Annotated in this window: 25 protein-coding genes; 17 read left to right on the forward strand and 8 right to left on the reverse strand. The window is 49.9% G+C overall.

Features of this window, described 5'->3' with window-relative positions; genetic code table 11:
* Nucleotides 1-91 precede the first annotated feature (91 nt).
* A complete protein-coding gene (locus KNO91_RS05580) occupies nucleotides 92-352 on the reverse strand; it encodes a hypothetical protein (RefSeq protein WP_214816813.1) in 261 nt (86 codons plus the stop codon).
* A gap of 104 nt (nucleotides 353-456) precedes the next feature.
* Here KNO91_RS05580 and KNO91_RS05585 point away from each other — a divergent pair, with 104 nt between their 5' ends.
* Together KNO91_RS05585 and KNO91_RS05590 are read left to right on the forward strand one after the other, a co-directional pair.
* Nucleotides 457-1,698, forward strand: coding sequence for a UDP-glucose dehydrogenase family protein (locus KNO91_RS05585; protein WP_214816815.1), 1,242 nt, complete (start codon nucleotides 457-459; stop codon nucleotides 1,696-1,698).
* Nucleotides 1,699-1,796: 98 nt separating this feature from the next.
* Complete coding sequence (locus KNO91_RS05590) at nucleotides 1,797-2,525, forward strand: DUF3784 domain-containing protein (RefSeq protein ID WP_214816816.1); 729 nt, start codon at nucleotides 1,797-1,799, stop codon at nucleotides 2,523-2,525.
* A 12-nt stretch (nucleotides 2,526-2,537) separates the two neighbouring features.
* On the opposite strand, the gene KNO91_RS05595 is transcribed toward KNO91_RS05590, so the two are convergent.
* Together KNO91_RS05595 and KNO91_RS05600 are read right to left on the reverse strand one after the other, a co-directional pair.
* Entirely contained in the window at nucleotides 2,538-5,234 is a 2,697-nt protein-coding gene (locus KNO91_RS05595; protein ID WP_214816818.1) for an EAL domain-containing protein, read from the reverse strand.
* Nucleotides 5,235-5,347: 113 nt separating this feature from the next.
* A complete protein-coding gene (locus tag KNO91_RS05600; protein ID WP_214816820.1) occupies nucleotides 5,348-7,159 on the reverse strand; it encodes an SH3 domain-containing protein in 1,812 nt (603 codons plus the stop codon).
* Nucleotides 7,160-7,438: 279 nt separating this feature from the next.
* On the opposite strand from KNO91_RS05600, the gene KNO91_RS05605 reads away from it, so the two are divergent.
* Nucleotides 7,439-9,286, forward strand: coding sequence for a sensor domain-containing phosphodiesterase (locus tag KNO91_RS05605; protein WP_214816822.1), 1,848 nt, complete (start codon nucleotides 7,439-7,441; stop codon nucleotides 9,284-9,286).
* Between the two features lie 14 nt (nucleotides 9,287-9,300).
* On the opposite strand, the gene KNO91_RS05610 is transcribed toward KNO91_RS05605, so the two are convergent.
* Together KNO91_RS05610 and KNO91_RS05615 are read right to left on the reverse strand one after the other, a co-directional pair.
* Nucleotides 9,301-10,671, reverse strand: a complete 1,371-nt coding sequence (locus tag KNO91_RS05610) for a sensor histidine kinase (protein ID WP_371816638.1) — start codon at nucleotides 10,669-10,671, stop codon at nucleotides 9,301-9,303.
* 12 nt (nucleotides 10,672-10,683) lie between these two features.
* Entirely contained in the window at nucleotides 10,684-11,370 is a 687-nt protein-coding gene (locus KNO91_RS05615) for a response regulator transcription factor (RefSeq protein ID WP_214816827.1), read from the reverse strand.
* Nucleotides 11,371-11,476: 106 nt separating this feature from the next.
* Between KNO91_RS05615 and KNO91_RS05620 the strand changes: the two genes are divergently transcribed.
* Genes KNO91_RS05620 through KNO91_RS05630 form a run of 3 tightly spaced genes read left to right on the forward strand, consistent with a single transcriptional unit; the run spans nucleotide 11,477 to nucleotide 14,414 of the window.
* Nucleotides 11,477-12,238 carry an ABC transporter ATP-binding protein gene (locus tag KNO91_RS05620; RefSeq protein ID WP_214816830.1) on the forward strand — a complete coding sequence of 254 codons (762 nt, stop codon included), beginning with the start codon at nucleotides 11,477-11,479 and terminating at the stop codon, nucleotides 12,236-12,238.
* Complete coding sequence (locus tag KNO91_RS05625; protein ID WP_214816833.1) at nucleotides 12,225-14,057, forward strand: ABC transporter permease; 1,833 nt, start codon at nucleotides 12,225-12,227, stop codon at nucleotides 14,055-14,057. Before KNO91_RS05620 ends, KNO91_RS05625 begins: the two co-directional genes overlap by 14 nt.
* Before the next feature lie 12 nt (nucleotides 14,058-14,069).
* Nucleotides 14,070-14,414 (forward strand): YxeA family protein, encoded by a 345-nt coding sequence (locus tag KNO91_RS05630; protein ID WP_214816836.1) that lies wholly within the window; start codon nucleotides 14,070-14,072, stop codon nucleotides 14,412-14,414.
* 49 nt (nucleotides 14,415-14,463) lie between these two features.
* On the opposite strand, the gene KNO91_RS05635 is transcribed toward KNO91_RS05630, so the two are convergent.
* On the reverse strand, nucleotides 14,464-14,907 hold the full coding sequence (locus KNO91_RS05635; RefSeq protein ID WP_214816838.1) for a MerR family transcriptional regulator: 444 nt from the start codon (nucleotides 14,905-14,907) through the stop codon (nucleotides 14,464-14,466).
* Between the two features lie 317 nt (nucleotides 14,908-15,224).
* On the opposite strand from KNO91_RS05635, the gene KNO91_RS05640 reads away from it, so the two are divergent.
* The 7 genes from KNO91_RS05640 (at nucleotide 15,225) to KNO91_RS05670 (ending at nucleotide 20,847) form a co-directional block, all read left to right on the forward strand.
* Complete coding sequence (locus tag KNO91_RS05640; RefSeq protein WP_214744297.1) at nucleotides 15,225-15,434, forward strand: hypothetical protein; 210 nt, start codon at nucleotides 15,225-15,227, stop codon at nucleotides 15,432-15,434.
* A 68-nt stretch (nucleotides 15,435-15,502) separates the two neighbouring features.
* Nucleotides 15,503-15,643 (forward strand): YvrJ family protein, encoded by a 141-nt coding sequence (locus tag KNO91_RS05645; protein ID WP_214694127.1) that lies wholly within the window; start codon nucleotides 15,503-15,505, stop codon nucleotides 15,641-15,643.
* 27 nt (nucleotides 15,644-15,670) lie between these two features.
* The gene (locus KNO91_RS05650; protein ID WP_074036277.1) at nucleotides 15,671-15,883 is read left to right on the forward strand and encodes a hypothetical protein; all 213 of its coding nucleotides are present in this window, start codon (nucleotides 15,671-15,673) and stop codon (nucleotides 15,881-15,883) included.
* 26 nt (nucleotides 15,884-15,909) lie between these two features.
* The gene (locus KNO91_RS05655; RefSeq protein ID WP_214816841.1) at nucleotides 15,910-16,122 is read left to right on the forward strand and encodes a DUF2922 family protein; all 213 of its coding nucleotides are present in this window, start codon (nucleotides 15,910-15,912) and stop codon (nucleotides 16,120-16,122) included.
* Between the two features lie 124 nt (nucleotides 16,123-16,246).
* On the forward strand, nucleotides 16,247-18,091 hold the full coding sequence (locus KNO91_RS05660; RefSeq protein ID WP_214816844.1) for a methyl-accepting chemotaxis protein: 1,845 nt from the start codon (nucleotides 16,247-16,249) through the stop codon (nucleotides 18,089-18,091).
* Between the two features lie 182 nt (nucleotides 18,092-18,273).
* The gene (locus KNO91_RS05665) at nucleotides 18,274-19,980 is read left to right on the forward strand and encodes a methyl-accepting chemotaxis protein (RefSeq protein ID WP_371816639.1); all 1,707 of its coding nucleotides are present in this window, start codon (nucleotides 18,274-18,276) and stop codon (nucleotides 19,978-19,980) included.
* Between the two features lie 117 nt (nucleotides 19,981-20,097).
* The gene (locus KNO91_RS05670) at nucleotides 20,098-20,847 is read left to right on the forward strand and encodes an SDR family NAD(P)-dependent oxidoreductase (protein ID WP_214816847.1); all 750 of its coding nucleotides are present in this window, start codon (nucleotides 20,098-20,100) and stop codon (nucleotides 20,845-20,847) included.
* 18 nt (nucleotides 20,848-20,865) lie between these two features.
* Here the strand turns inward: KNO91_RS05670 and KNO91_RS05675 are convergent, their stop codons facing one another.
* The gene (locus KNO91_RS05675) at nucleotides 20,866-21,756 is read right to left on the reverse strand and encodes a tetratricopeptide repeat protein (protein ID WP_214816850.1); all 891 of its coding nucleotides are present in this window, start codon (nucleotides 21,754-21,756) and stop codon (nucleotides 20,866-20,868) included.
* Nucleotides 21,757-21,874: 118 nt separating this feature from the next.
* Between KNO91_RS05675 and KNO91_RS05680 the strand changes: the two genes are divergently transcribed.
* Together KNO91_RS05680 and KNO91_RS05685 are read left to right on the forward strand one after the other, a co-directional pair.
* Entirely contained in the window at nucleotides 21,875-22,099 is a 225-nt protein-coding gene (locus tag KNO91_RS05680) for a YobA family protein (RefSeq protein ID WP_214816853.1), read from the forward strand.
* Between the two features lie 19 nt (nucleotides 22,100-22,118).
* A complete protein-coding gene (locus KNO91_RS05685; RefSeq protein WP_214816856.1) occupies nucleotides 22,119-22,283 on the forward strand; it encodes a hypothetical protein in 165 nt (54 codons plus the stop codon).
* Nucleotides 22,284-22,294: 11 nt separating this feature from the next.
* Here the strand turns inward: KNO91_RS05685 and KNO91_RS05690 are convergent, their stop codons facing one another.
* Nucleotides 22,295-23,485, reverse strand: coding sequence for a S1 family serine peptidase (locus KNO91_RS05690; protein WP_214816858.1), 1,191 nt, complete (start codon nucleotides 23,483-23,485; stop codon nucleotides 22,295-22,297).
* A 162-nt stretch (nucleotides 23,486-23,647) separates the two neighbouring features.
* Between KNO91_RS05690 and KNO91_RS05695 the strand changes: the two genes are divergently transcribed.
* Both KNO91_RS05695 and KNO91_RS05700 read left to right on the forward strand, forming a co-directional pair.
* Nucleotides 23,648-24,778, forward strand: a complete 1,131-nt coding sequence (locus KNO91_RS05695; RefSeq protein ID WP_214816861.1) for an AI-2E family transporter — start codon at nucleotides 23,648-23,650, stop codon at nucleotides 24,776-24,778.
* Nucleotides 24,779-24,877: 99 nt separating this feature from the next.
* Nucleotides 24,878-25,438, forward strand: coding sequence for an AAA family ATPase (locus KNO91_RS05700; RefSeq protein ID WP_214816864.1), 561 nt, complete (start codon nucleotides 24,878-24,880; stop codon nucleotides 25,436-25,438).
* Nucleotides 25,439-25,440 lie beyond the last annotated feature (2 nt).

The raw sequence follows: 25,440 nt of genomic DNA on the forward strand, positions 1-25,440 counted from the left end.
TCCTCGTCGATGGTACGAGGATTTTTATATGCATGCAGGAAAATCACAAGCTGTCTCGAATAGGACAAAAAGAAAAAGCGCCTGACCGAGGTCAAACACTTTTCTTCATTTGCCGTTTTCGGTCGCGTTGTACTTTCCAAACCACTGATACAATGACAATCAGGATTGGAGCGAATACCCATGGTCGAGCTTCTAAGATTGAAACGAGCTCAAAGATGGAGAGCCAACCACTCACCATGATCAAGACAAGTAAAAAGGTTTTCAGTCCCCCCCGGACTGGCAACCAAAAATAAATCAATAACGTCACTAAAAAGAAAGCGATTAAGCCCATACGGTTTGTCCTTTCACCCATCATTTTGACTCATTATAGCAAAGAACATTGAGAGAGTGTTAGAAGCTTCACTTCTTGAGCGTATTTGAGTACGCTTAGGAAAGATGATTGAAGGAGGAACTGATGTGAAATTTGGAATTATAGGCTTAGGATATGTTGGATTGGCGACACTATGCGGATTGGCCAAAGCTGGTCATGAGGTCATCGGGGTCGAGACGCACCAAGGGAAGTTAGGTCTCCTGAAGAGTGGTCACCCTCCATTCCACGAACCGGGCATGGCGGACGTGTTACAAGAGCACGCCGATCAAATCACGTTAACCGACGAAATCGCGGAGGCGGATCATGTCGACTATTTGGTTCTCGCGGTCGGCACACCGAGTAAGCCCGATGGAAGTTGTGACCTCTTTTATATCGAGACAGCTCTTTCTGAATTGAAGACGAAGCACAAGGTCATCATTCGTAGCTCGGTCCCACCTGGCACGACAGATTTGTTGAAAATCATGTATCCTTCTCATACGTTTGCGATCGTACCTGAGTTTTTACAAGAAGGGCGCGCCCTCGCCGATGTGATGAAACCACATCGTGTCGTCATCGGATGTGAGGACCTTGAGGTTTGCGAAGAGTTGGCAGGGATTTATGGCCGACTTGGCGTTCCGCTCATCTGTACGACGCCGATCAATGCCGAGCTCATCAAATACGCCTCGAACGCCTTTTTGGCGACAAAGATTAGCTTCATGAACGACTTGTCTCGTCTAGCTGATGAGGCAGGGGCGGACATCACGACGATTGCGGACGGAATGGGTCTTGACCCACGGATCGGACGTTCGTTCCTCAATGCCGGAATCGGATATGGGGGCTCTTGTTTCCCGAAAGATATGGATGCGCTTCTTCATGTCGCAAAAGAAAACGACGTCAATCTTCGCGTCATCAAGGCGGCAGCGAAAGTGAACGAAACACAAGCGCCGTACGTATTGTCGAAACTCCATCTAGAACCTAAGATGCGTGTCGCCATTCTCGGTTTGGCATTCAAACCAGGAACGGATGATATGCGAGATGCACCGTCGATTCTACTCGCACACCACATGGTCGCCCGAGATGTCGAGGTCATCGGCTATGACCCGATCGCAACATGGGAATACCCACAAGCGGCGTCTGTAGAAGAAGCCTTGAAGGATGCAGATTATGCGATTCTCGTCACGGAATGGGAAGAACTCGTCAACTTGGCACCGGAAGCCTTCTCCGGCATGCGTCAACGTCGGTTGATTGACGCGCGGAATGCGTGGAAGTTCGCACGTGACCCTGGTGACGTCTCGTATGAAGGGATCGGTCGGATGCAACGTCCGTCCAACACCCCGACATCAAACTAAATCTTCTGAGGGACCGCTCTATTCAGCGGTCCTGTTTTTGTGTGGGATGAATCTTTTGCGTGACGGATGACGTAAAGGAAGAAGAGGAGGTGAGGCACATGTGGATTCTTGTATTGGCCGCTGTCATTGTCATCGCACTCGGTTTTGCGGTAGACCGTCTCGGGTGGCACGATTTGATTTCAGGCTACAATACGATGTCGCGTGAGAAGCGGGAGCGGGTGAACATTCAAAAAGTAGCACGTCTTGTGGCTTGGATGTGTTATGGGATTGGTACCATCTTTATCCTCATCGCGCTCATCGAAGGATTTGAATTGGACATTCCGCTCGCTCCGTTCTTTATCGTGATGATTGTCTTCATTGTAGCCATGCTATGGCGTATGCAAAAGTATGACGGCAATATTTATGACGAATCGGGGCGCTTGAGACCGGGTGGTAAAAAACGTCTCATCCCGATTGTCATCGTCTCCGTCGTCTTACTCGTCGGAGTGCCGGCGCTCATGTTTTGGTTCAGTCAACCGACCGACGTGACGGTGACGGACTCAACGATTGTCATTGAAGGGAGCTATAGCCGTGAGATTTCGTTCGATGAACTCGAAGATGTGACATGGACGACGTTACCCGAAATTGCGCGACGGACGAACGGGGCGGAATCGGGATCCCGTCTGACGGGACATTTTCGGACGAAAGCAGGAGAGGATGTCCTTCTCTTTATCGATCGTGATGTCGAGCCGGTCATTCGACTCGATTGGTCGGAAGAACCGATTTATCTGAATCTGTCCTCGGCAGAATCAACGAGGCAGCTATATGAGGACATTCGCTCTCGCTGAAGAAAGGGACACTCAATTAGAGTGTCCCTTTGTGTTAACCCATGATTCAAATGAAACCGCATCGAGTGCAGGTGAGAAGTAGTAGCCTTGACCGAGTTCGACCCCTTCCCGAATCATACGGGACAGGTCGCTCTCGGTCTCAATTCCTTCAGCAAGAGCGGTCAACTGCTGTTCGTTCGCAAAGCGTGAGACGGCACGTAAGAAGGACGTGCTCTCTTTCGCTTTCCCACTCACGTACATTCGGTCGATTTTCACTTCCTGAATCGGTAAGTGCCAAATCGCTTCGAATGAGGCGTATCCCGTTCCGAAGTCATCAATCGAGAGACAATACCCGAGGTCGGCGATATCTTCTAACCGTTCGAGCTCGCTCGCATACGACATGATATCTGATGACTCGGTCAATTCGATTTTCAATCGGTCCGGCAGCCATGGGTACTTCTCAATCGAATCGCGAAGTTTCGTCACGATTGATGGGTCGACGGAGTGGGCCGACAAGTTGAACGACAGAGAGATGTCTTCAAACGAAGTTCCTTGCCAAGCGACGAGTTGTTCAATCGTCTGGTCGAGGATGTTGTGTGACAGCCACAGGATTTGATCAGACCGCTCCGCGATGCGAATGAATTCATTCGGTGGAATGATTCCAATCTCGGGATGTGTCCAACGGGTGAGTACTTCCGCACCGACGATGCGTCCGGTTTTCAGCTCGACTTGCGGCTGATAGGCGACCGTCAAGTCACCTTTTCGAATCGCATCAGGAAGTGCCTGCTCAATCAAGGCAGCGAGCTGCATCTGGGCCAAGATATCTGAGTCATACCAAACGAGTGGCGTACGTGTTTCTTTCGCGTGCTGCAAAGCTTTCATCGCCTCGAATAGGCAATCATTATACGCAGGTTTCGTCTCGGTCGCACCGATTTGGATGTGTACGTTTTGTCGCTTATGGTTGACGATCAATTCGCTTGGGAACAGTTCGATTAGTTCATGTTCATCCTCGGCAGTGAGGCCTTTCACGTATAGCATGAACATATCATCCCGATATCGACCAAAGAGATGATGCGCATATTTGGATAGACGGGTTTCGACAGCGCGGGCGAACTCCGTCATAAGTAGGTCCGCGTACGCCGGATCGTACCAGTCAACGAGATGATGGTAGTCGTGCAATCGAATCAGCAAGAACGTCCCATCAATCTCTTGACGCTCCCACTTCCTGATGAACCCATACTCGTTATAGAGATTGGTCGCTAAATCGAAGCGGACGAGGCGGTCGACTTTTCGTTCCCGTTCGACTCGGTCGGTCTCGTCTTCGACAATCAAATAATACGTCAGTTTTTCTTCCCGTTTGAGCGGGGTCAGCTTAATGTTCAAATAACGTGTGTGTTCACCTTTTAAATGAATGATGAACTGTGCGCTCGTACCTTGGTCGGTCACACCTTCAAGCGCTTGCTCAAACAGGCGTCGCCCCGTCTCGGTGAACAGCTGATTGATTTCATATAAATTTCGGTCCCCGAAAAATTGACGGAACATCTCGTTTCGTTCCATCAGATTATACGAGTCGTCCATCAAGGCGATGGCGAGACCCGTCTCAGAGAATAGCGATGACCAACGTTCGTGATAGCGGACGAGTTCTTGTGAGCGATTTTCGAGCTCATGAACGGTTGAATGAACACTCGCCGCAATCTCACGTAATTCGTCCTCGATGCCACGGAAGTCATGTGTTTTCGGGAACGTCGCTTCAACCGGATCTAAACTTGGGTCAATGGCTAGGGCACGTGCTTTCAGGTGTGCCAAATCGTGAGTGTACCGTTTTCGTGTGTAGTAGAGCAGAAAAATGAGTCCGAGCGATAAGAGAAGCGTCATGACAAAAGATGCCGTGGCAAGGATTTGAAAGTGTTTACTTTCCTCTTGCAACATCGTCTCAGACGTGGAACGAATCGAGCGAAGGGCAGCGTATGCCTCTTCGTAGACGTTTGTCGAATTGACGTAACGGGCTTCAAGTGACGCTTCACTGCTCGCCATATTCGCAAACGATTGACCGCTTTCCGCAACATCGATGACAGCTTTCGTTTGTAACGCTTCATTTTGGTCGATAATCTTTTGAATGATTGTCGCTTCATTGACGATCAAGTTAACAATGCTCGTCAATTGTTCCTCATCAATCGGTTCTTGGAACAGCGTGTCACTACTGCGCAAGAGCATCGACTGCATTCGCATCATCGCGTCCGTCAGCTCATACGTGGCGTTCGGTTGATTGGTTTGTTCGAGCGCCTGATAAAGCCAGCGCCGATTGATTGAACTGATGACATCAGACGGGACCGCTTCGAACTGCTCTGCGTCGAGAATGCCTTCTAATTCATTCGAAAATGTCTGAAGTGTCTCCCGTTCTCGTTCATTCATACCGGCCTCAAAGTCTTTCTGCAGTCGTTCATTGTATTGAAGTGCTCGCTCTTTATAGGGGATAGAAAGGAATGATGTCGTCTGATTCGATTGATCCTCATATCGAGTCGCCGCTTCAAACAAGGTGACATATGCTTCGACGCCAGCCAGGTTTGCTGCCTGATTCAAGTTCGTGATGGTCTCGTCAATCGCTTTTTGTTTTTCATGCCAGTAATAACTCGTCCCGAGTCCAAACATCAAAACACCGATGAGACAAGCGATTGCCAGTACCATCGTGTAGGTACGGTATGGAATTTTAGCAAAGCGGGGTTGACCCATCCGGCACCTCCTTTTTTTCCTTCATCATACTTCCCTTTTCGTTTCACTGGATGAAAATCCTGCAAAACGAAAGAAAAACCCGACTTTCGTCGGGTTTTATGGTGTGACCAAAGTCACGGTCGTTTGTAACCGATCAAGCGTGATTGCCAATACGGTTCTTTACTGATTTGGTTGTAGCCTAAGCCGAACGAGCCGGCATGAATGAATGTGTCGGCATTGATCATGATGCCCATATGCGAAGGTCCTGCGGTGTACGTATTCTCAAAGAAGACGAGATCACCCGCCTGAGGGACGAACGATGTCGGTAACTGTGGACCAAAGTAAGCACCAGCCCAGTAGTTGGCCACGTTTGTGCGTGGGATGCTGACGCCTGACTGATTGAATACATAATAGATGAGACCTGAACAATCAAAACCACCATTTGCCGGGCTAGAAGAGGCCCATACATATGGGGTGCCTACGTATTGTTTGGCCACCTGAATCGTTGCAAGTCGTGTCGCCTGCGCGTTCTGACCTTTGATTTCGGTGACGGCTGATTTTGCGATGAACCCTGAAGCGAGCTTGTAGTGGGTCGTCGTTTCACCGATCACGTTCAACAATTCCCCGCGCAGTGTCGAACCGACCGTACTGCTCGACTCGTTCGCCTGTGCCCGAATCGCCGTTGGGTAATACGTATAGTATGAATTCGCATCATACGAACCTTCCACCCACGTCGGTCCTTCGGTTCCGGTCGAGCCTTTTGAAACCGTCTTGACGTAGGCTGAAGCGACAAACCCGACCGTATTGCCATAGTAGATTTGAAGCCAGCCGTTTGATGCTTGAACGACACGTAATGTCTGTCCGGCCTTGACGCTTCCGATGATCGTCGCGTTCGTTGACGCGCTCGACCGAACGTTCAAGGATGGCGTGTTCACGACATAATTGACTTCTGCATTACCCGCACCCGCATCGCCTTCGTTCGGGGTTGGATTGCTTGGAGTTGTCGTCTTCTGTTTCAAATATCCGGCACTCACATATCCGGATTTCCCGTTATACGTGACGTAATACCAGTCACCTGACTTCTTCGTCGCTTGAACGACCGTACCGTTCGGGATGTTCGTCACGAGTGCATAGCCGATGCCGGCGCCTTGGCGTACGTTCAAGTTCGCCGTTGTGACAAACTTCTGGTTCACCGTATTTTCCGTAGGAGCGCTCGGAGTTGGTGTAGTCGTGACTGGTGTGGACGGTGTCGCTGATCCTGATGTCGTTAAATATGTATGAGCGACATAGCCGGTGCGTGAGCCATATTTGACTTGTGACCAAGAACCTTCTCGTTTTAGCACCGTGACGACCTTCCCTTTTGGAATCGTCAATAAGATACTGGCTTTCGTCGACTTAGAAGCACGGAGGTTCAAATTGACTGCCGTCTTCGCAGTGGTCGCACTCGGTTTCACGCTAGGCGGTGTCGTCGGTGCAGGTGTCGTGGAAGTCGACGTTGAAGTCTTTTTCAAATATCCGTTGTGCACCCACCCCGTTTGACCACCGTAGCTCACTTTTGACCATGAGCCGTTCGTTTGGATTGGCGTGACGACTTTTCCTTTTGGAATCGTCAATAGGATTCGATGGGACGTCCCGGCGCCCGAGCGTAAATTTAACGCGTCTGTCGTCGCCATGCGCGTCGTGCTCGACGTTGAGAGTGACGAACCGCCTGTCGACCCAGAACCGGATACTTGAAGCGTTTGACCGATTCGGATGGAATCAGACGTCAATCCGTTCAACGATTTTAATGCCGAAACGGAAAGGTCGTAGGATCGGCTAATGGACCACAACGTATCACCGGATCGCACCGTGTGTGTACTTGCGGCGGCGGCTTCATCTGTATGAGCCAATACGCTGACCGCTGCGAGAGCCGCGAATGAATAGGTGAGACCTGACTTTGGATTCATAGCGTCACTTCCTTTCAAAAATGAGAGCGAAACATTCAACAAGTGAAACAATACAAGTTCATTGTACGGTGAGATGAAACGAGCAAGCAATGGGACAAATGGTCAATTCGGGTCTCTTTCTTGTAAAGGAGGTCAATAATTTAGAAGTGGGAATAACTACCTATTTTATTCATTCGAAAAAGTAGGAAGCATTGACTTTCTGTTGAATTTTGGAAAACGTGAGACGAAAGGTTTCATGCTATCATAATGTCAAATCAAATGTGGTGAGGTAAATGACTGATGGTCGAGAAGAACTTTTCAAACCAAACATATCGTAAACATCAAGAGAAACTGTTCGAGCTCGTACGCATGCCAATCGTGACGGAAGACACGGTACAAGAGGCAACTCGATATATGTGTGAGATTGTCGCTGACATGTTAGCAGTTGATACGGTGTCGATTTGGCATTTCGATCCATCCTATCGGTCGATTTCATGCCAAGTCGCCTATTCTCATGAATCAGGGACATATTATCCAAGACTGACGGTGCATCGTGAACTCGCCCCGGACTATTTTGATGCGATTCAAACAAATCGGGTACTTGCGTTTGAAGATGTTCGGAACCATCCATGGGTGAAGGAGCTATACACAGAGTATTTTGTAGAAGGACAACGTATCCATTCGATGCTTGATGCCCCAATCTATGCGAATAATCGTGCCAAAGGTGTGATTTGTTGTGAGTCGTTCTTCCCGCGGGAATGGACGTATCCCGAGGAATTGATTGTCAGTACGCTGGCAGACTTTATCTCGATTCTCTATTTTCGACTCGATCGACAGGCGGTTGATACACACATTCGTCGTCTAGCCTACATAGATGAGTTGACGGGTCTTTTAAAAGATACAGGCTTCATCGAAAAGATGGACGAGGAACGTCAGCTTCAGCCGCAACAACTTGGCGCTTTGGTCTATTTGAAGGTCGACGATTTTCGGTCGATCGAAGATGCGATTGGAATCGAAAAATCAGATGAGATTGTCCGAGAAGTGGCCAATCGCCTACGTCGTTATGTCGACGAATCGAATCTGAGTCGCATGTCGCAGTCTGGATTTGCGATTTGGTTACCGTATGGGGATCGGATCAAACTGAATGCCGTCGCGGATGAGTTGTGTGAAGTTCTCGTACGCGATCCGTTCCTTGTTGATGAGTTAGAAGTCATCTTGACGATGAGCGCATTTATCGCCGTCGAACAAAAGGACATCACGACACTCGAGATGGTTCATCGGGCACGCATCGCTGCGAGTGAACGAGCGTTTCAACGGGCTGCGATTGTTTTCTATGAAGAAGAAATGGGGACGAAAGCGGCGAACCGCCTGATTTTGGAGATGAATTTACGAAGTGGGCTCGCCGGGAATGAGTTCATGTTGTATTATCAACCAAAAATCGATGCGACGACCGGAGCGCTCAGAGGGTTCGAAGGCTTGATGCGCTGGAACCATCCCGAACGAGGTCTCGTCCCTCCGCTCGACTTCATCCCGCTCGCCGAATCGACGGGGGTCATCATTGACTTAGAAGAGTGGGTATTCGTCACGGCCTGTCGCCAACTCAAACGATGGCATGACCGGGGAGACCGGTATTCCCTTGCCCTCAACCTATCAGCCCGTCACTTCTTGTCCGAAGGAGTCGTCGAGAAGTTCGCTCAAATTGCCCGTGAAGAGGGGGTCTGTACGAGCTATTTGACGCTGGAGATCACCGAGAGTGTCGGCATGGAAAACCAACAGCATGTCATCGACCGGTTTGTCGCGTTCCGTGAAGAAGGGTTTTCGATTTCGATTGATGACTTCGGGACCGGCTTTTCGGCGTTCGTCTACTTGAAGCACTATCCGATTCATGAGATTAAAATTGATCGTCAGTTCATCCAAGTGACGGAGAATGACCCGACCGGGAACGTCATTGTCGAGTCGATTGTCGACCTCGCGCGAGGACTGAACTTGAAGACCGTCTGTGAAGGGATTGAGACGATTGAGCAGTGGCATGCGTTACGCGAGCTCGGTTGTGATGAGATGCAAGGCTATTACTTCTCTAAACCGTTACCGCTCGAAGAACTGGAGACATGGATTGATCACTATATGACACAAAAAAGGGACGCCTGAGTGCGTCCCTTTTGCTATGCTCTGAAGAAAATTCGGATGGTCGTACCTTGTCCTTGACGACTTTCGACCTCGACCTTCCCGCCATGCGCTTCGATGATGTCGCGCGAGATGGCCATCCCGAGACCGCTCCCACGGGCATCATCTGTGTTCGTACCACGGTAATAGCGTTCGAATATATAAGGCAATTCGGCTTCGGCAATCCCGCTTCCGTCATCTTTGATCGTCACGACATCATCACGGACCTGAACCGTCACGATGACCGATTCATCATTATGAAGAAGGGCGTTATATAAGAAGTTGAGCAGGGCACGCTTCATAAAGTGACGGTCGAGTGAGACAGTCGCTGCTGCTGTCGCCTCGAATTCGATCTGACGCTCGCTGAAACGGGGGTCATTCAATACATCGATGACGAGTTCGCGAACGAACGGCTCGAGACGTGACTCTTCCAACGTGAGCGGGAAGTCGCCATGCTGAAGACGCATCGTCAAGTTGAAGTCATCAAGCAATTCTTTCATATATTTCGCCTGGCGTTCAATCACGTGTACGTATTGGTTACGTTCGGCTACATCTAGCGATTCGTCATCCAATAGTTCGGCGTATCCTTGAATCGAGGCGAGTGGAGTCTTCAAATCGTGCGACACGTTACTCATCCATTCTTTCCGTCGCTCATCGAGTTCCTCGCGTTGTCGTTCGTATGTCGTCAGTGTCTCAGAGACCGCATTCAAGTCGTGGAAGACAGGACGATAAATGCCGACACGCTTCGGTTCGGATGTCGAGAAATCCCGACGTTTCAGCTGTTGGATGCGTTCGGTCAGTCGATAGACGGGGCGGGTCAATCTAGAGCTAAACAAAAGACCAATTAAGGCAGCCACGAGTAAATCGACGACAAGAATCCAAAGGAACGCCTTTGCGATATAGGAGAGGACCGCTTGTTCATCTAGCATAAAGAGTGCCCGGCGTTCGCTGGCGTCCGGGACACCGATGAGGTAGCTATAATCGTCAAACTCTCCGATGAAGTAGAGGCGAAGCTCATCATCCATATATTTATAAATTTGAATCAGCTCGATTGGCGAATAGGCGTCTGGCAACCCACTCGGTGCATCGACCTCACTGACGACTCGTCCCGTCTCATCTAAAAAGCGGATGAACGCCCCATATTGCTCGAGCGCCTCCTGACCTTCAGTTGAGACGACGGGTTCTCCATCCTCAAGCGATAGGTACGTGCTGAAGTTACGGGTGAACGTCTCCCCTGAGTTGCTCTCGACATCATCGATACCCGTTCGGTCGTTGAGTAGCCCGAATAAGATGACGATGTTCAAAAAGACGACGATAGCGACAATCAATAGGATTGACAGTAAATAGCGACCGGTCAGCTTCCATTTCATCATGATCGCTCCTTACACCGTCAACCGATAGCCGAGACCTTTGACCGTCTTGATATAGGTCGGGGCAGACGGGTTCGGCTCGATTTTTTCACGTAAGCGCCGGATGTGGACCATGACCGTGTTGTCCGAACCGAAAAACGATTCTCCCCATACTTGTGTGAAGAGCGTCTCTTTGCTTAGAATCCGATTCGGATTTCGTAAAAAGCAGGCGAGGAGACCGACTTCCTTCGCCGTCAATTCCAATCGCTCGCCGTTCATATACACTTCCGTCTCATCCTCATTCATGAGGAACGGTCCGACGGTCGTCTCTTCCATCGGTGCTTCCATCATCGACACCCGTCGCAGCTGTGCTTTGACGCGGAAGGCCACTTCTTTCGGACTGAACGGCTTCGTGATGTAATCGTCACCGCCGATTGCGAGTCCGAGCAGTTTGTCGACTTCTTCCGATTTAGCAGATAGGAAGAGGATCGGGATATTGGACTGCGCCCGCATCTGTTGGCAGAGCTGATAACCTTCCCCGTCCGGTAGCATGACATCTAAAATCGCCAAATGTGGATGGAACGTCTCAAAGACGTCATACCCGTCCTTTAGTGTATGGGCGGTCCGGATTTGCGTGATTCCTTCCTTTTCGAGCGCCCGTTGCATCAACGTACATAAATCCTGTTCATCATCCACGATGAGAATCCGTGGTTGTTCCATCGTTATCACCTCTTATCAAGCATATCACGTAAGGATTTTGTAAGGTACGCGTGAGTTGAAGTTAAGACAGGGGGCGTAATGTAAGAGTCAGAAAGAGGTGCTGAACATGGAAACATTATTACAAGTGAAATCGATTCAAAAGACATATGGGAAAGGAAATACGACGTTTCGGGCGCTCGATGACGTCTCGTTCACGATCGAACACGGTGAATTCGTCGGAATCATGGGACCATCCGGGGCAGGGAAGTCGACGTTACTGAACGTCCTCGCGACAATCGATACGCCGACGTCAGGTGAGATTCTCGTGGAAGGGGAGGATATCGCGTCGATGAACGAGGAGGCGCTTGCCGATTTCCGGCGCGACCATCTCGGCTTTATCTTCCAGGACTATAATCTGCTCGACTCGTTGACGGTACGGGAAAACATGTTGCTGCCGCTCGCCGTCTCGAAGACGCCCGTTCACGAGACACGAGAGAAAGTCGAACGGTTGGCGAAGCGTTTCGGACTGGAAGGGATCCTCGACCAATATCCGTATCAAATCTCAGGGGGACAAAAACAACGGACGGCCGTCTGTCGTGCCTTGATCTCGGACCCGAAACTCATCTTTGCCGATGAACCGACCGGCGCGCTCGACTCGAAGTCAGCGACGGATTTGTTGGATACACTCGCACGGTTGAACGAGGCCGAGACGACCATCATGATGGTGACGCATGACGCCTTCGCAGCAAGTTTCTGCCGCCGTGTCCTCTACATTCAGGATGGGCGTTTGAATAAGGAACTGATTCGTGGAAATGCCTCACGGGATGCGTTCTACCAAACGATCCTCGAGGAATTGGCGAAAGGCGGTGCCATCGATGACGCTATTTGAGCTCGCGAAGAAGAACGTCGCACGTAATTTGTCGCGATACGCGCTTTACGTCGGGACGACGATCTTCTCCATCGTCATTTACTTCACGTTTGCGACGCTCAAACATAGCCATGAGATCAGTGCACTCGCGGAGACGTCGAAGAAAATCAGTGGACTGATGAGCACGTCGACATTCATCCTCATGTTGTTCGTCGCGCTCTTCATCGCCTATTCGAACGCCTTTTTCTTGAGAGGGCGTAAGCGGGAGGTCGGGCTCTATTCACTACTTGGAGTCCGAAAGAAACAAATCGGGTTGTTGCTCTTGTTTGAAAATATCGTCATCGGAGCGGTGTCGTTGATTGTCGGAATTCTTCTCGGACTCTTTGGGTCGAACGCGCTTCTCCAACTGTTGATGCGTCTCATGAAGAGCGACCTCGACATCGGGTTTGCCTTCTCAGCGTCGGCATTCGTGGAGACGTTCCTCGTGTTTCTTGCCATTTTCCTCTTTACTTCGTTCCAAGGGTATCGAGTCATCTATCGCTTCAAGTTGATCGAGCTGTTTCATGCGGATAAGAGCGGAGAAGGTGTGCCGACGGCGAGAGGATGGGTCGCTCTGATGGGTGTCCTCACAATCGGCGTTGCCTATTGGCTCGCGCTTCAAGACTTGATGACGTCCTCGCTTTGGAGAACGCTCGGGCTCGCCATGCCGCTACTCATCATCGGATTGAGCGTCATCGGTTCGGCGCTCTTGTTCCATAGCGTGTTGATTTTTGCGTTGGCGTGGCTCAAACAACATGAGCGCTGGTCGTGGAAACGACTCAACTTGTTGACGACGTCACAACTTCTCTATCGCATCCGTGGCAATGCCAAGACGCTCACACTGATCAGTATCATCAGTGCGACGGCGATCACGGCCGGTGGTGCCATCTTCAGTGTCTACTATTATGCGGAAGAGAATGTGGCATCCTATACGCCGTACACGTATGCCTGGAAAGGGGAAGCGGTAGATGTGAAAGGGGCGACGTTCGAATCAAACGTGGAACAAAAGACGATTCGAATGGAAGCTCAATATGGGGAGCGAGAACTTGGCGTCATCGATGAGTCGACCTATCGTCGTCTTCTCGAAGGTCTCGGGCAGGAAGAGCCTGCATCGTTCCCGAAGGACAAGGTGTTGTGGGTCGACCCGTTCTATGACGAGCGTTACTCGGAGGATATCGAATCGGTCGAACTTTCAGCAGAGACGTTTGACGTCGCGACACGTGCCGAAACCTCACCGCTCAACGTCATGACGTTCGGTGGAACGTTCCTCGTCGTCGCAGACGACGTATTCCAAACGATGACGGAGCCGAGCGAGACGTATCATGTCGCCCTCACGGAGTCGTTCAAAGATCAGCAAATTCAATCTGAACGTTTGGCGAATCTTGGGCTCGAATCGTTCTCGAGCGCACCAGACGTATACACGGAAACGATGGCGATGAACGGGGCACTCCTTTTCGTCGGAACATTTCTCGGACTCGTCTTCCTCGTCGCGACAGGAAGCGTCATCTACTTCAAGACGATGACGGAAGCTGAGGATGACCGGGCGAAGTACGCCATCTTACAAAAAATCGGGATATCCGACCGGGACGTACGACGGACGGTGCGTCAACAGATCATCGTCGTCTTCCTCGCACCGTTCGCACTCGGGATTTTGCATGCGACGGTCGCTCTCATTGCATTTTCAAACTTGTTAAGTATGAATTTTACGGTGCCCGTTCTCGCATGGATGGGTGTCTATACGGCCATTTATGCGGTCTATTACGGAATCACGGTTCGTCGGTTTATGACGGCCATTCGATAAGGAGAGAAGAAAATGAAGAAATGGATTGGAATGGGAGTACTTGCCATCCTACTCCTTGCAGTTGTGTTGCAAGTGGATTGGAATCGATTTGGGAAAGACACCTTGTTTGTGGAAGTCCAAACACCGAGTGATGTGGAGGAGACGACACTTGAAAATGGGGATGTGATGAAACGGTACGTGTATACGCAACCCGCGTATACGTCAGAAGGGGAGTCGAAAGAAGTCACGTTTACCGCAGGAAAAGAACTTCGAGAAGGTGCGTATTTGCGCTTATACGTTAAGGACGGGGACACCGTCACGTCGTATGACGAAGTCTCCCGCGAGGACGTACCAGATCCGATCACTCAAAATTGGTAACAAATAAAGCCATTCGTCATGAGCATCATGGCGGATGGCTTTTGTCTGCTCAGATGACAGGCGCTTCATAAGCGTTCAATTCGAGTTGTAATATGTACGTTAATTCATGATGCGCCAATTCAGAAAAGTTTGTCTTTTTGACATGTGTTCGTGGACGCAATCCGCATTCCAATGCGATGTCGACAATGGTACGAATCTGATTTTCCGTATAGAATCGCTTCCGGCCGAACGTGAATGGGGTGGCTGGCAATACGCCATCTGTCTCCCATTTGATCAACTGTTGTTGGCTGCGTGGAATGCCGGCCACACTAAAGGCACGGCTCAATTCTTTGAGCGGATAGACAATCAAGTGTTGCTCTTGATACGAGATTGGTTTTCCTTGTTCCGGTCGGTATGTATCCCATTCGGTCGCTGAAAACGTCAGGTCGGCCTGGTCGAAGTCGTGTTGAGCGGAAGGAATAGAAGTAGTACGTGCGAGGTCTAAGCTGTTCATATGATGGATCTCCTTCTTCAAGACTGACTGGTCATTTCAAAATGTCTTCTTACGTATCGTACCCCATTTACAAGATTTTAACTTACAGTTTTTTCAAAGTGGGGAAATGATTCATGGGACTTTTGGCGTAATTTTGAACGATGTCTGTCGAACATTAAGATACCCTAATTGGTATCAAAACTCAAGCGTCGCAGTAAATATTTGAAAAATGAATAAATATTCAGAAAATATGGGACTTTTGTCTTGATTTCAACTTGAAAATAGATTGAGCATATTCATCTCCTCGACGGTTAATAAGGGCGAAGGAGCTGAGACAGATGGCAACTTACGAAGAAGTGGCGACGATGTTTTATTTGGACACTCGTCGACTCGTGGATGGGAAAGAGAAGAAGCAGCTCGTTCGCTACGGACCGCTCGGCGGTCAGATGGATGAGACGTTGATGCGGCAGTTCGGAGATTTACTGACGGCACTCATCGATGTCGAATCCGTCAATTACGTCGTCGCTAAAGAATCAATCGTGTATTAACACGGAGGACTTATGCAGAACCTCACTCGTACCGGCACCGACATTCGGCATGATGAGCAGGTGGCCACATGAGTTGGCCCGAACTCATCTCGAATCTCGGGTTCCCGATCGTCGTTTCGCTCTATTTACTTCATCGAATCGAGACGAAGCTCGATCGGATGATCCAGCTCCTCGAGCGCATGGATGATTCGACCTTATCAGAAACCTAATCCCCCATTGAAAGGAGCCATCCCCCTATGGCTGTCTTAACGGAAAAGAAAGCGACACTCGTCTTGACGACACACCACGACATTGAAACGGCAAAACCAACGAAAAAAGCACAACGGTTCGGTCCAGTCCGTGCCGACCTCACAGCCGATACGGTCAACGCGTTCGGTCGTCTTTTAATCGATTTAGTGATTCAAGAAGACGCAGACCTCGGCATCATCCGCGAATACGATTTAGTCTAACCCATACCCTAAGGAGGACATAACCCATGACTGACACAAAACTTGAAATCTCATTTTTAGACGCATTCCATAAGGTCGTTCGTTTCCGTCTCAATAACGTGAAGCAACCCGTCGACTCACAAAAAATCGAAGCATTGGCTGACTTCATGGTCACCAACGATCCACTCGCGAAAAACGTGATGGAATGGACGGAAATCAAAATGATTGAAGGCACGCAGACGGTATTGAGTGCGAAATAATCTAGCGTCTGGCGACTCTTGCAATTGGAGTCGCCTTTTTTAAGTTTGGTCAATCCTCTTCACTATTTTCAGAAAATTGTCGATAGTATAGAAAACACTGCATGATTGAGAGGGGAATACATAGATGGCATGGAAATCAATCTGGTCTAAGACACTCAGTCGGATCAAACGAAAACCGACATGGACGTTGAAACCGACACTCAAACGAAAACGCGGAGAGAAGCGTGAACGCACGACATCTTTCGGGGCAAACGTTGGCAAGAACTTGACGATTCGTCAAAAATTGTGGGGACTCGTCATCATCTCACTCGTCATGGTCATTGGCGTCGGTGGGTATGCATTACTTTCGATGAACGACGCGAACCGCCAAGCGGACGATATCGTCAACAACTGGAACAAAGGGCTCGACTATGCCCATGAACTCAACACGCTCGCAGCGAACTATCGCACCCTTGAACTCGATCACATCGTGACAGAGGATGCGACGCAAAAAGAAGAATTGATGACGCAGATGAAAGAGATTCGGGATGAAATCAATACGATTGCGCCGAAGTATGAAAAAACAGCGACAGGCGAAATCGATAAAGAGCTCTTCCAAAACTTTTCACGTCAATGGGAAATGTATCAGCGTGTCTCAGACAACATGTTGACGTTCAGCTCGACCGGAAACACAGGCATGGCTCGTTCGTACTACGATGCCCAGTCGCAAGCGACGTATGATAACTTTACACAAAAGTTAGCAGACCTAGTCGACTATAACTCAGAAGGATCGCAACGTGTCGGACAGGACATGGAGCGTGAATTCATGCAGTCACTCATGGCGCTCGTGGCCGTGACGGTCGGAGCCGTGGTTATTCTATTATTTCTCGGACTTAGTTTGTTACGCTCGATTATCCGACCGATGCGGACGCTACAGACACGATTCGATGAACTCGCGACACAAGGTGGCGATTTGACGATGACAATCCCGGTGACGTCGAACGATGAGATCGCCCGAGTCAGTCGCTCGTTCAACACGTTCCTCGGGACACTCCGTGAGATTATGATTGATGTTGACGAGACGGCAAAAGTCGTTCTGTCCTCTTCAAAAGACGTATCTGCCGAAGTGACGCGACTCAGTCACTATATGGAAGAGACGTCCGGGACGGTGGAAGAATTGACAGCTGGTATGGAAGAAACGGCAGCTTCTTCGCAAGAGATGAGCGCCTCAACGACCGAGATGGGTAGCTCGATCGATTCCATCGTCGACTTATCCAACGATAGTGCCGAAACGGCGACACGTGTCGAGACACGAGCTCACGAGATGCGCGAACAGGCTGTCGTCTCGAAGACGGAGGCTGTGACGATTATCGAGAAAAAACAGGTTGAACTCGCGGAAGCGATCAAGGGAGCACAGTCTGTCGAAGAGATTCGCGTCTTGACGACGGCCATTCTCGCCATTGCCGACCAGACGAACTTGCTCGCATTGAACGCATCGATTGAAGCAGCAAGAGCAGGTGAAGCAGGTCGTGGATTTGCGGTCGTCGCTTCTGAAATTCGTAAGCTTGCGGAAAACTCACGTCAGACGGTCAACGAGATTCGTGACGTATCGAACACGGTTATCGATTCGGTCGAGCGCCTCAACACAAGTTCGGCTGACATGCTGACATTCTTGAACACGAAAGTCATGGCCGACTACGATCGTCTCGAAGAGGCCGCGACGCAATATGAACAAGATGCAACGGTGTTCGGGGAGACGGCGAAAACGTTCGAAGGCAATGCACTTCAACTCCGACATATGACCGACAACATTCTCGGCGTCATCCAAGAAGTGGCGACGACCGTGACAGAGGGCGCGGACGGAACGCAGTCGATTTCAGAGAAAGTTCAACTTTCGGTCGAACGCTTCAATGACGTCCAGGCGAAGATGAGTGAGACGGAAAAACGTGCGAGCGAACTATCGAATCGTGTCGCTCAATTTAAACTATAAGTCGTTCTCGGAACCAGGCATACGTCTGGTTCTTTTTTTGCTGTCTTTTCGAAAGGTAGGTCAATGCATTTATGAATTTCAAATTGTTGGTACAAATTAGGGTGTGATGTCCGATATAGAAAAGGCAGTACATAAACAAAAAGAGAAAAAGAGGTGGAAGAGGAGAAGACTCCTCGTAAGTCGTGAAAACAGTATTCAACAAATGGACGTTGTCCAAAAAAATCATGGCGAGCATCGGATTGCTCCTCATCTTGACGTTCGTCGGGATGGGATACAATCTATGGACGCTCGAACGCATGACGAGTCAGTATGAGCAGATGATCTCAAACGATGTCATGAAAATGAAAGCGGCGGACGATTTGGCGCTCGGAATGGTACGTCAAGCATATGGGGTTCGTGGCTATGTCTTGGTTCAGGATGATGAACGCAAACAACAAATCATCCAAGGTGGAGAAGAAAAGAAAACGGCCATCGAATCATTGATTGGATTGGCAGACAATGAAGCTGAACGGAACGAGTTTGAAGCATTGCTGGAATATGCGACCGGATACGATGCGCTCGCGACACAAGCAATCACCGCGATCGATGAGAATGACCAAGAGGCAATCGACCGCTTGACGCTCCGTCTCATGCCGGACGTCACGAAGTCGATCTCGTCGACAGGAGAGACGCTTCAAGCCGAAACGGAGAAAGACATGTTGGCGATGCAAACCAAACTCCAACAGGCGGGCGAGCGTGCTTTCTTGTATTCAATTGTCATCGCCATCGTGAGTGTTGTGTTGATGGTGGGGGCAGGATATGCCATCAGTCGAATGGTGACGGCTCCGTTACGCTTTTTAGCGAAAGAAGTGGCCGTGGTCGCAGAAGGTGATTTGACACGTGCAGACCTCGAAGCACTCACACAAGATGAAATCGGACAATTGATGACTGGCTTCAACCGTATGAAAGAGAACTTACGCGAATTGATCGACCGTGTCACGCAAAACGCACAAGAAATCACGGCGCAGTCAGAAGAACTGTATGCGAGTACAGAAGAGATGGCGTCCCAGACGGAAGAGACGACTCGCCTCATCGATCGGGTTGTGGAAGAGACGGTTGCCCAGGCAAAAGAAGCGAGTGGCTCAGCCCGCGCTGTGGCAGCTGCCGACGAAGGTGTCGGTAAAATCGCCGGTTCAATCGGTTCGATTGATGATGATGTGTCCCAAAGTTTGAAACTCGCCGAAGAAGGCGGAGCGACGATGATGCAGGCGAAAGACGAAGTGCGTGCGCTTGAGCGGGAGACACGTCTCACGGGGGAATCGATTTCGGCCTTGAAACAACAGTCGGATGAGATCGCCCTCATCACAGAAGTCATCCAGTCAATCACCGACCAAACGAACTTGTTGGCGCTGAATGCAGCCATCGAAGCGGCACGTGCCGGCGAACAAGGAAAAGGATTCGCAGTCGTCGCAGAAGAAGTACGTAAACTAGCGGAGCAATCGAAACAGTCGGCGACACAAATCGCTGGGCTAATCGAGTCGATTCAAGCGCAGTCGAATGCCGTCCTTGACCAACATGTCGTCAGTGCGAAGCGTGTCGAGACGAATTCACAGCTGCTTGAACAAGCGACACGTGCGTTCGAACAGATTGTCCGTCAACTTGAGACATCGGTCGATAACACATCACACATCCGCATCGCGTCAAACGAGATTGCGAAGACGACGAAGCAAGTTGCGACATCCTCTCTTCACATGTCACAAGATAGTGAAGCGATGGCCGAAAAGATGCGTTCGGTCGGAGAAACGGCTGACGCACAACTTGCGATGATTCAAGAATTGAACGGCGTCGCCGAGTCACTCGGAAATATGACGAGCGACTTACAGACGTTAATTGGAAGGTTCACGACATGATGTGAAGGAAATCCTGTCTCTTCGGAGTCAGGGTTTTTTCATTCAGATCGAGACGATTCATAAGATAAAAAGTAGGGAAATGAGAACAGAGTAAACGAAAAAAAGGGAGTGGATTACATGAAATATACCGTCATTACAGGAGCAAGTTCAGGAATTGGCTATGAGACAGCGAAGCTGCTCGCTGAAAAAGGGAAGTCACTCGTCCTCGTCGCGAGACGAAAAGATGAGCTCGAATCGTTGCGAGACGAAATCAAGTCGATCTCGTCAGAAAGTGACGTCATCATCAAATCGACGGACCTCTCATACAGTGAGAACGTATATGGTCTATATGAATCACTCGCTGACCTCGATATCGAGACGTGGATCAACAATGCCGGGTTCGGAGACGCAGACCTCATCAAAGATGTCGATTTAGGCAAGATTGAGAATATGATTCGCCTGAACATTGAGGCGCTCACAGTCTTGTCGAGCCTATACGTCCGCGACTACCACGATGTCGAAGGAGCACAGCTCTTGAACGTGTCGTCTGTCGGTGGCTATCGCATCGTGCCGAATTCGGTCACGTATTGTGCGACGAAGTTTTACGTGAGTGCTTATACGGAAGGTCTCGCACAAGAATTGATGAATAGTGGCGCGAAGCTTCGGGCGAAAGTGCTCGCACCAGCGGCGACGGAGACGAGCTTCGCCGACCGGGCACGTGACACGGAAGGATTCAATTATAGTGAGAACGTGGCGAAGTATCATACGGCCCGGGAGATGGCTGAGTTCTTATATGACCTTCTCGAAGGGGATGAAGTCGTCGGGATTGTCGACCCAGAGGACTATTCGTTCAGTTTACGTGGACCGATTAAGCCGTACGCTGGATAACCTAAAAAATCACGCCATCTAGGCGTGATTTTTTTGTGGCATCGGGACGGTGTAGCCGCCTGTGAAACGGTGCGTCAGGCGGCGTGTCCAGTAACGGATCCGGAGGCGCAATACATAAAACTGCGAGGTGTTCGGGAGAATGACGTTGTTGACATAGTCGGCAAACATATGGCGGAACGTCCGGTCTTCACTGCGGTCATATGTGGCACTCCACATCCCGTGGTTCTCGACTTCGAGGAGCATCCAAATCATCTCTTCGGTGAGCGGGTCTTCGTCTTCAAGTGCGACGGAGAGGGAAGCGAAACGTTGACTGCAAATGGCGGCATATAGAGAATGGGCATGTGGGTCATGCGGATTGGCCGTTAAATAGCCGCTCGCCGTTTTCATCAATTCGTCCACCATCTCAATCGGGATGTCATCGTATACTTGGAAAAACTCGAGAAGCATCGGGACGGTATCCGGTCCGAGTCCGGCAAGGCGGACGTAATGCATGACGTGAAGGCCGGCCTCTCCGTAGAATTTCCGCTCGAAGTAATGAATGGCGATGGCACGATGCATGAGCGGAACGTCAGGATAGCGCTCGACGCCACGGAGGAAATGTTGCTCCGCCTCGAACGTGAAACCCGTATCTTCGCTGACGATCCCGTTCAGCATGTGAAGGATGAAATGGTCACCTCGTTCACTTGCTCGATCGAGCCACTCCTTTGCCTTTGCGGTGTTCCCTTCACGAATATACGGGTAGGCGCGCATGGCGGGAAAGAATGGATCTTCTGGGAAAGCCGTCTCGCCACGTGTCGCAAGTGCCGTAATCGCTTCTGTGTTATACGCGTCTGTTAATTCTGCGAGGAGCATCATCTCAAGAAAGGTGCGTTGGAAGTCTGGGCTGTGTAAATCGATGGTGTGTGTCATGTGATCTCCTCCTCACGAATATAGGTGTGGCTTTATTATACTTGTTCTCGAAACGTGGGAGTAGCATCTTTTCAAAAAACGGGAAATAAAGAATAAGGAATGAAAAGGAGGGGATGACATGGCGACGTTCACGGGTTATATCGCAGAAGTGATGGAAAAAAAGATTCGTGTCGCTCCGTCACGAGAGGCAGAACCATTCGACGGCATCGTGTTTCATTTAGAGGAACCATTTCCTGAAGAAACACCGCTTCTCGTCGGTCAATATGTAAGAGTCGAGCACGATGAACGGGTAACGCGATCTCTGCCGCCGCAGACAACGGCGCATCGCATCGATGTGTTATGATGAGGACGAGGTGAACCATATGGGACAACGTAACTTTTTGTGGCTCGGAGCCGTGATTGGATTCAGTGCCCTCGTCGTCTGGTTATTGCAGGACGCGTTGCCGTTTTGGGCGTTATCAATCCTCTTACTCGGACTCGGAGCGGTGCTCGGTAATCTACAACGACGATTTACGCGAGACAAATGACAAGCACACCATCACTCGGATGGTGTGCTTGTGTCGTTTTCTTCAACATTTTCTTCTTCCACCACATCTTCTTCTGTGACCGGATCGTCCTCGACCATAGAGTCCTCTTCACCATCTGGTTCAAGCGTGGTCGGTTCCTCCGGTTCAACTGGCTCCTCAGGCTCGACCGGTTCCTCTGGTTCAGTAGGAACTTCTGGTTCTGTCACCGGAGGGTCATCCTCAATCGGCTCTTCCGTTTCAGGAGGGTCTACCGGGGTTTCGGGTTCAGTAGGTGGTTCTGTTGGTTTTTCAGGTGTCACCTCAGGCGTAGTCGGTTCGGTCTCTTCTTCCACCACCTCTTCCTCGACATTCTCTTCAGCAGGTGCTTCCGGTTCAGTTGCTGGCGGTAGTTCGGGCTGCGTCTCTGGAACGCTTGGAGTTTCCGGAATGACGACTGGTTCTTCTGTCAAATCAGGTCGGATCGGCTCGACCGGTGCGAGTTCGACCGGCGGTGGTGCGGCTACGTCTGAATCGATCAACGTGCGGAGATCTCGTTCGAACAAAGCGGTCGGTAAGGCAATCCCTCGTAAATGAATCGCGACGACCCGACCGGATGCTGAAAGGAGCGGACTGCCATACGCATGACGTGGCAATTCAAAGTTTCGGATGTAGCCGTTCTCTGCGAATGTGACCGTACCATTAATGCGTTCCTTCATGGTCAGTGTCATGAGAGTTTCATCTTCTGCGGCGATGGCTTGCGTCAGCAAGAACGGTGTGCTGTCTGTTTCTTCGATCCGAATGACGGCAATTAAACTCGTACGACCGACGACTGTTCCGGAGACGGCCTGTCCGTCATGGTACATGATGATGTTCGTCAAGCCGGCTACGTTCGAGGCCGCCGTGACGACATCACGGGAACTGACCAAAAATCCGGTCCCGTAACTGACGGTAAAGAGGCTGTCTTGTAACGTATCGAAGTCGACGGTCGTTGCTTCGTCAGCAGAAACCGTATCCTCACCAATCGGTAAGTCGACCTGGTCGGCGAGCGAGTCGGTCGAACGCAACATATCCGTGAAATAGGCGTTTCCAATAAAGGTGGCAAAGGCGATGAGTGCAATGGCGAGCGGGGCGGCGAGAAACCAAATCGTGCGACGTGAGCGGCGGCCACACGTCGGACAGACCGTTTTCGATCGTGTCTTCTTTCCGCAGTGGGGACAAGTCACGGGGGCACCTTCTTTCTAAAAAGTTCGATGTTATGCTTATTCCTTCAATTGGAAAGAGGTAAACAAATATTTTAGGAGGGTGTTTTTATAAAAAATTGTAAGGGACTGTTTTTTTGAAAATGGGGAAAAAATAGGTATACTTCGGACGAAAGGAGGCATGTTATGCAACCCTTCTGGCTCACACCTGCTTTCCGTAATGGGATTTGGGTGTTGCTCGTTCTCACGATTATTTTTATGTTGAAGCAAGTCGAATTTATCTTTTATCCACTTGGAATCTTCTTCGCTACGGTATTGACCCCATTTCTCATTGCGGGCGTTCTGTTCTATCTCACTGTCGGTTTCGTTGATTGGTTAGAGGTGAAGTTAAAACGTCGGTCGTTCGCGATTCTTATCGTTCTCCTTTTGTTGCTGCTCACCATAGTCTTATTTGTCATTACGCTCGGTCCCATCATTACCCGACAACTCTTCGCATTACTCGATGCCTTTCCTCGAGTGGCGGAAGCGAGTTATCGCCAACTTGTCAGTCTCTATAGAAATTTAGAAGGGTATGCCTGGTTCCAGGAATATATCAATCAAAACAAAACCTCGATTGATACGTGGATTCGTCAATTGACGGATACGGTGGGAATGGTCATCGGGAATGTCGCCGGTTCACTCGGTCGTGTCCTTGCGTTTATCATTTCGGGATTATTCACTCTGTTTATCGCTTTGTTTTTATATGTATTTATGCTGATTGATGGTGGGAAACTGGCGAGTGCGATTGTACGCTGGATTCCAGAAGCCTACGAACAAGACGCTCGGCAAATTCTTCGGGATATGCACCAAACAATCAAACGTTACGTTCGGGCCCAGTTGATTGTCTGTACGTTCGTCGGTTTCTTTGCGACGATCGCGCTCTGGTTACTCGATGTCCCGTTCTTCTTACCGCTCGGAATCTTTATTTTTGCTACGAATATTATTCCTTATTTCGGTCCTTTCCTCGGGGCCGCTCCAGCTGTCTTGATCGCGTTCATCGATGAACCGGTCAAAGCGATCTATGTCATCATCGCGATTACCATCATCCAGCAGCTCGATGCCAATGTCATCTCTCCTCTTGTACAAGGAAAGTCGTTACGGGTCCATCCCATCACGATCACCTTGGTCTTACTCGTCGCAGGTCGATTAGCCGGTATTGTCGGTATGTTGCTTGCTGTTCCTTTCTACGCCGTGTTAAAAGTCACATTTCTTAATCTTCAAAAGCTGTATCGGTTGCGTAAATCGTCGAAACACCCAATTGATCGGTCGGTCAAATGATTCTTTTCGATCATTCCGTGGAAAATTTGGTCAATCGCATGATTTTCTATATCACCTTTAGTATGATGAACAAAATGATTAAGCTCAGGGGGAGATTCAATGAAGTTCATCATCTTATTCGGTCCGCAAGCCGTCGGTAAAATGACCGTCGGACAGGCACTCGCCGACCGGACCGGGCTCAAGTTATTCCATAACCATATGACGATCGATCTCGTTGGACCGTTCTTTAATTACGGCACGGCAGAAGGGAAACGACTCGTCCAATTGTTTCGTCAAGAGCTGTTCGAGTCGGTCGCGAAAAGTGATTTGCCTGGTATGATTTTCACGTTCGTCTGGGCGTTCGATATGCAGGAAGATTGGAACTACGTGAAAAACGTGACGGGCTTGTTCGAATCAAATGGGGCGGACATTTACTACGTCGAGCTCGAGGCGGAGATGGAAGAACGGCTCGCGCGCAATACGACGGAGAACCGCCTCACCCATAAACCGTCGAAGCGGGACATCGCCTGGTCCGAGGCGGAACTGAAACAGACAGCGACGATGTATCGCTTGAACTCTCGTCCGGGAGAATTGGACGTCGAGCATTATCTCCGCATCGACAACACCCATTTAAGTCCGGAAGAGACGGCTACACAGATACAACGAGTGTTTGACCTATGAAA

It is taken from the genome of Exiguobacterium sp. s59 (genome assembly GCF_018617475.1).
Lineage (GTDB): Bacteria > Bacillota > Bacilli > Exiguobacteriales > Exiguobacteriaceae > Exiguobacterium > Exiguobacterium aestuarii.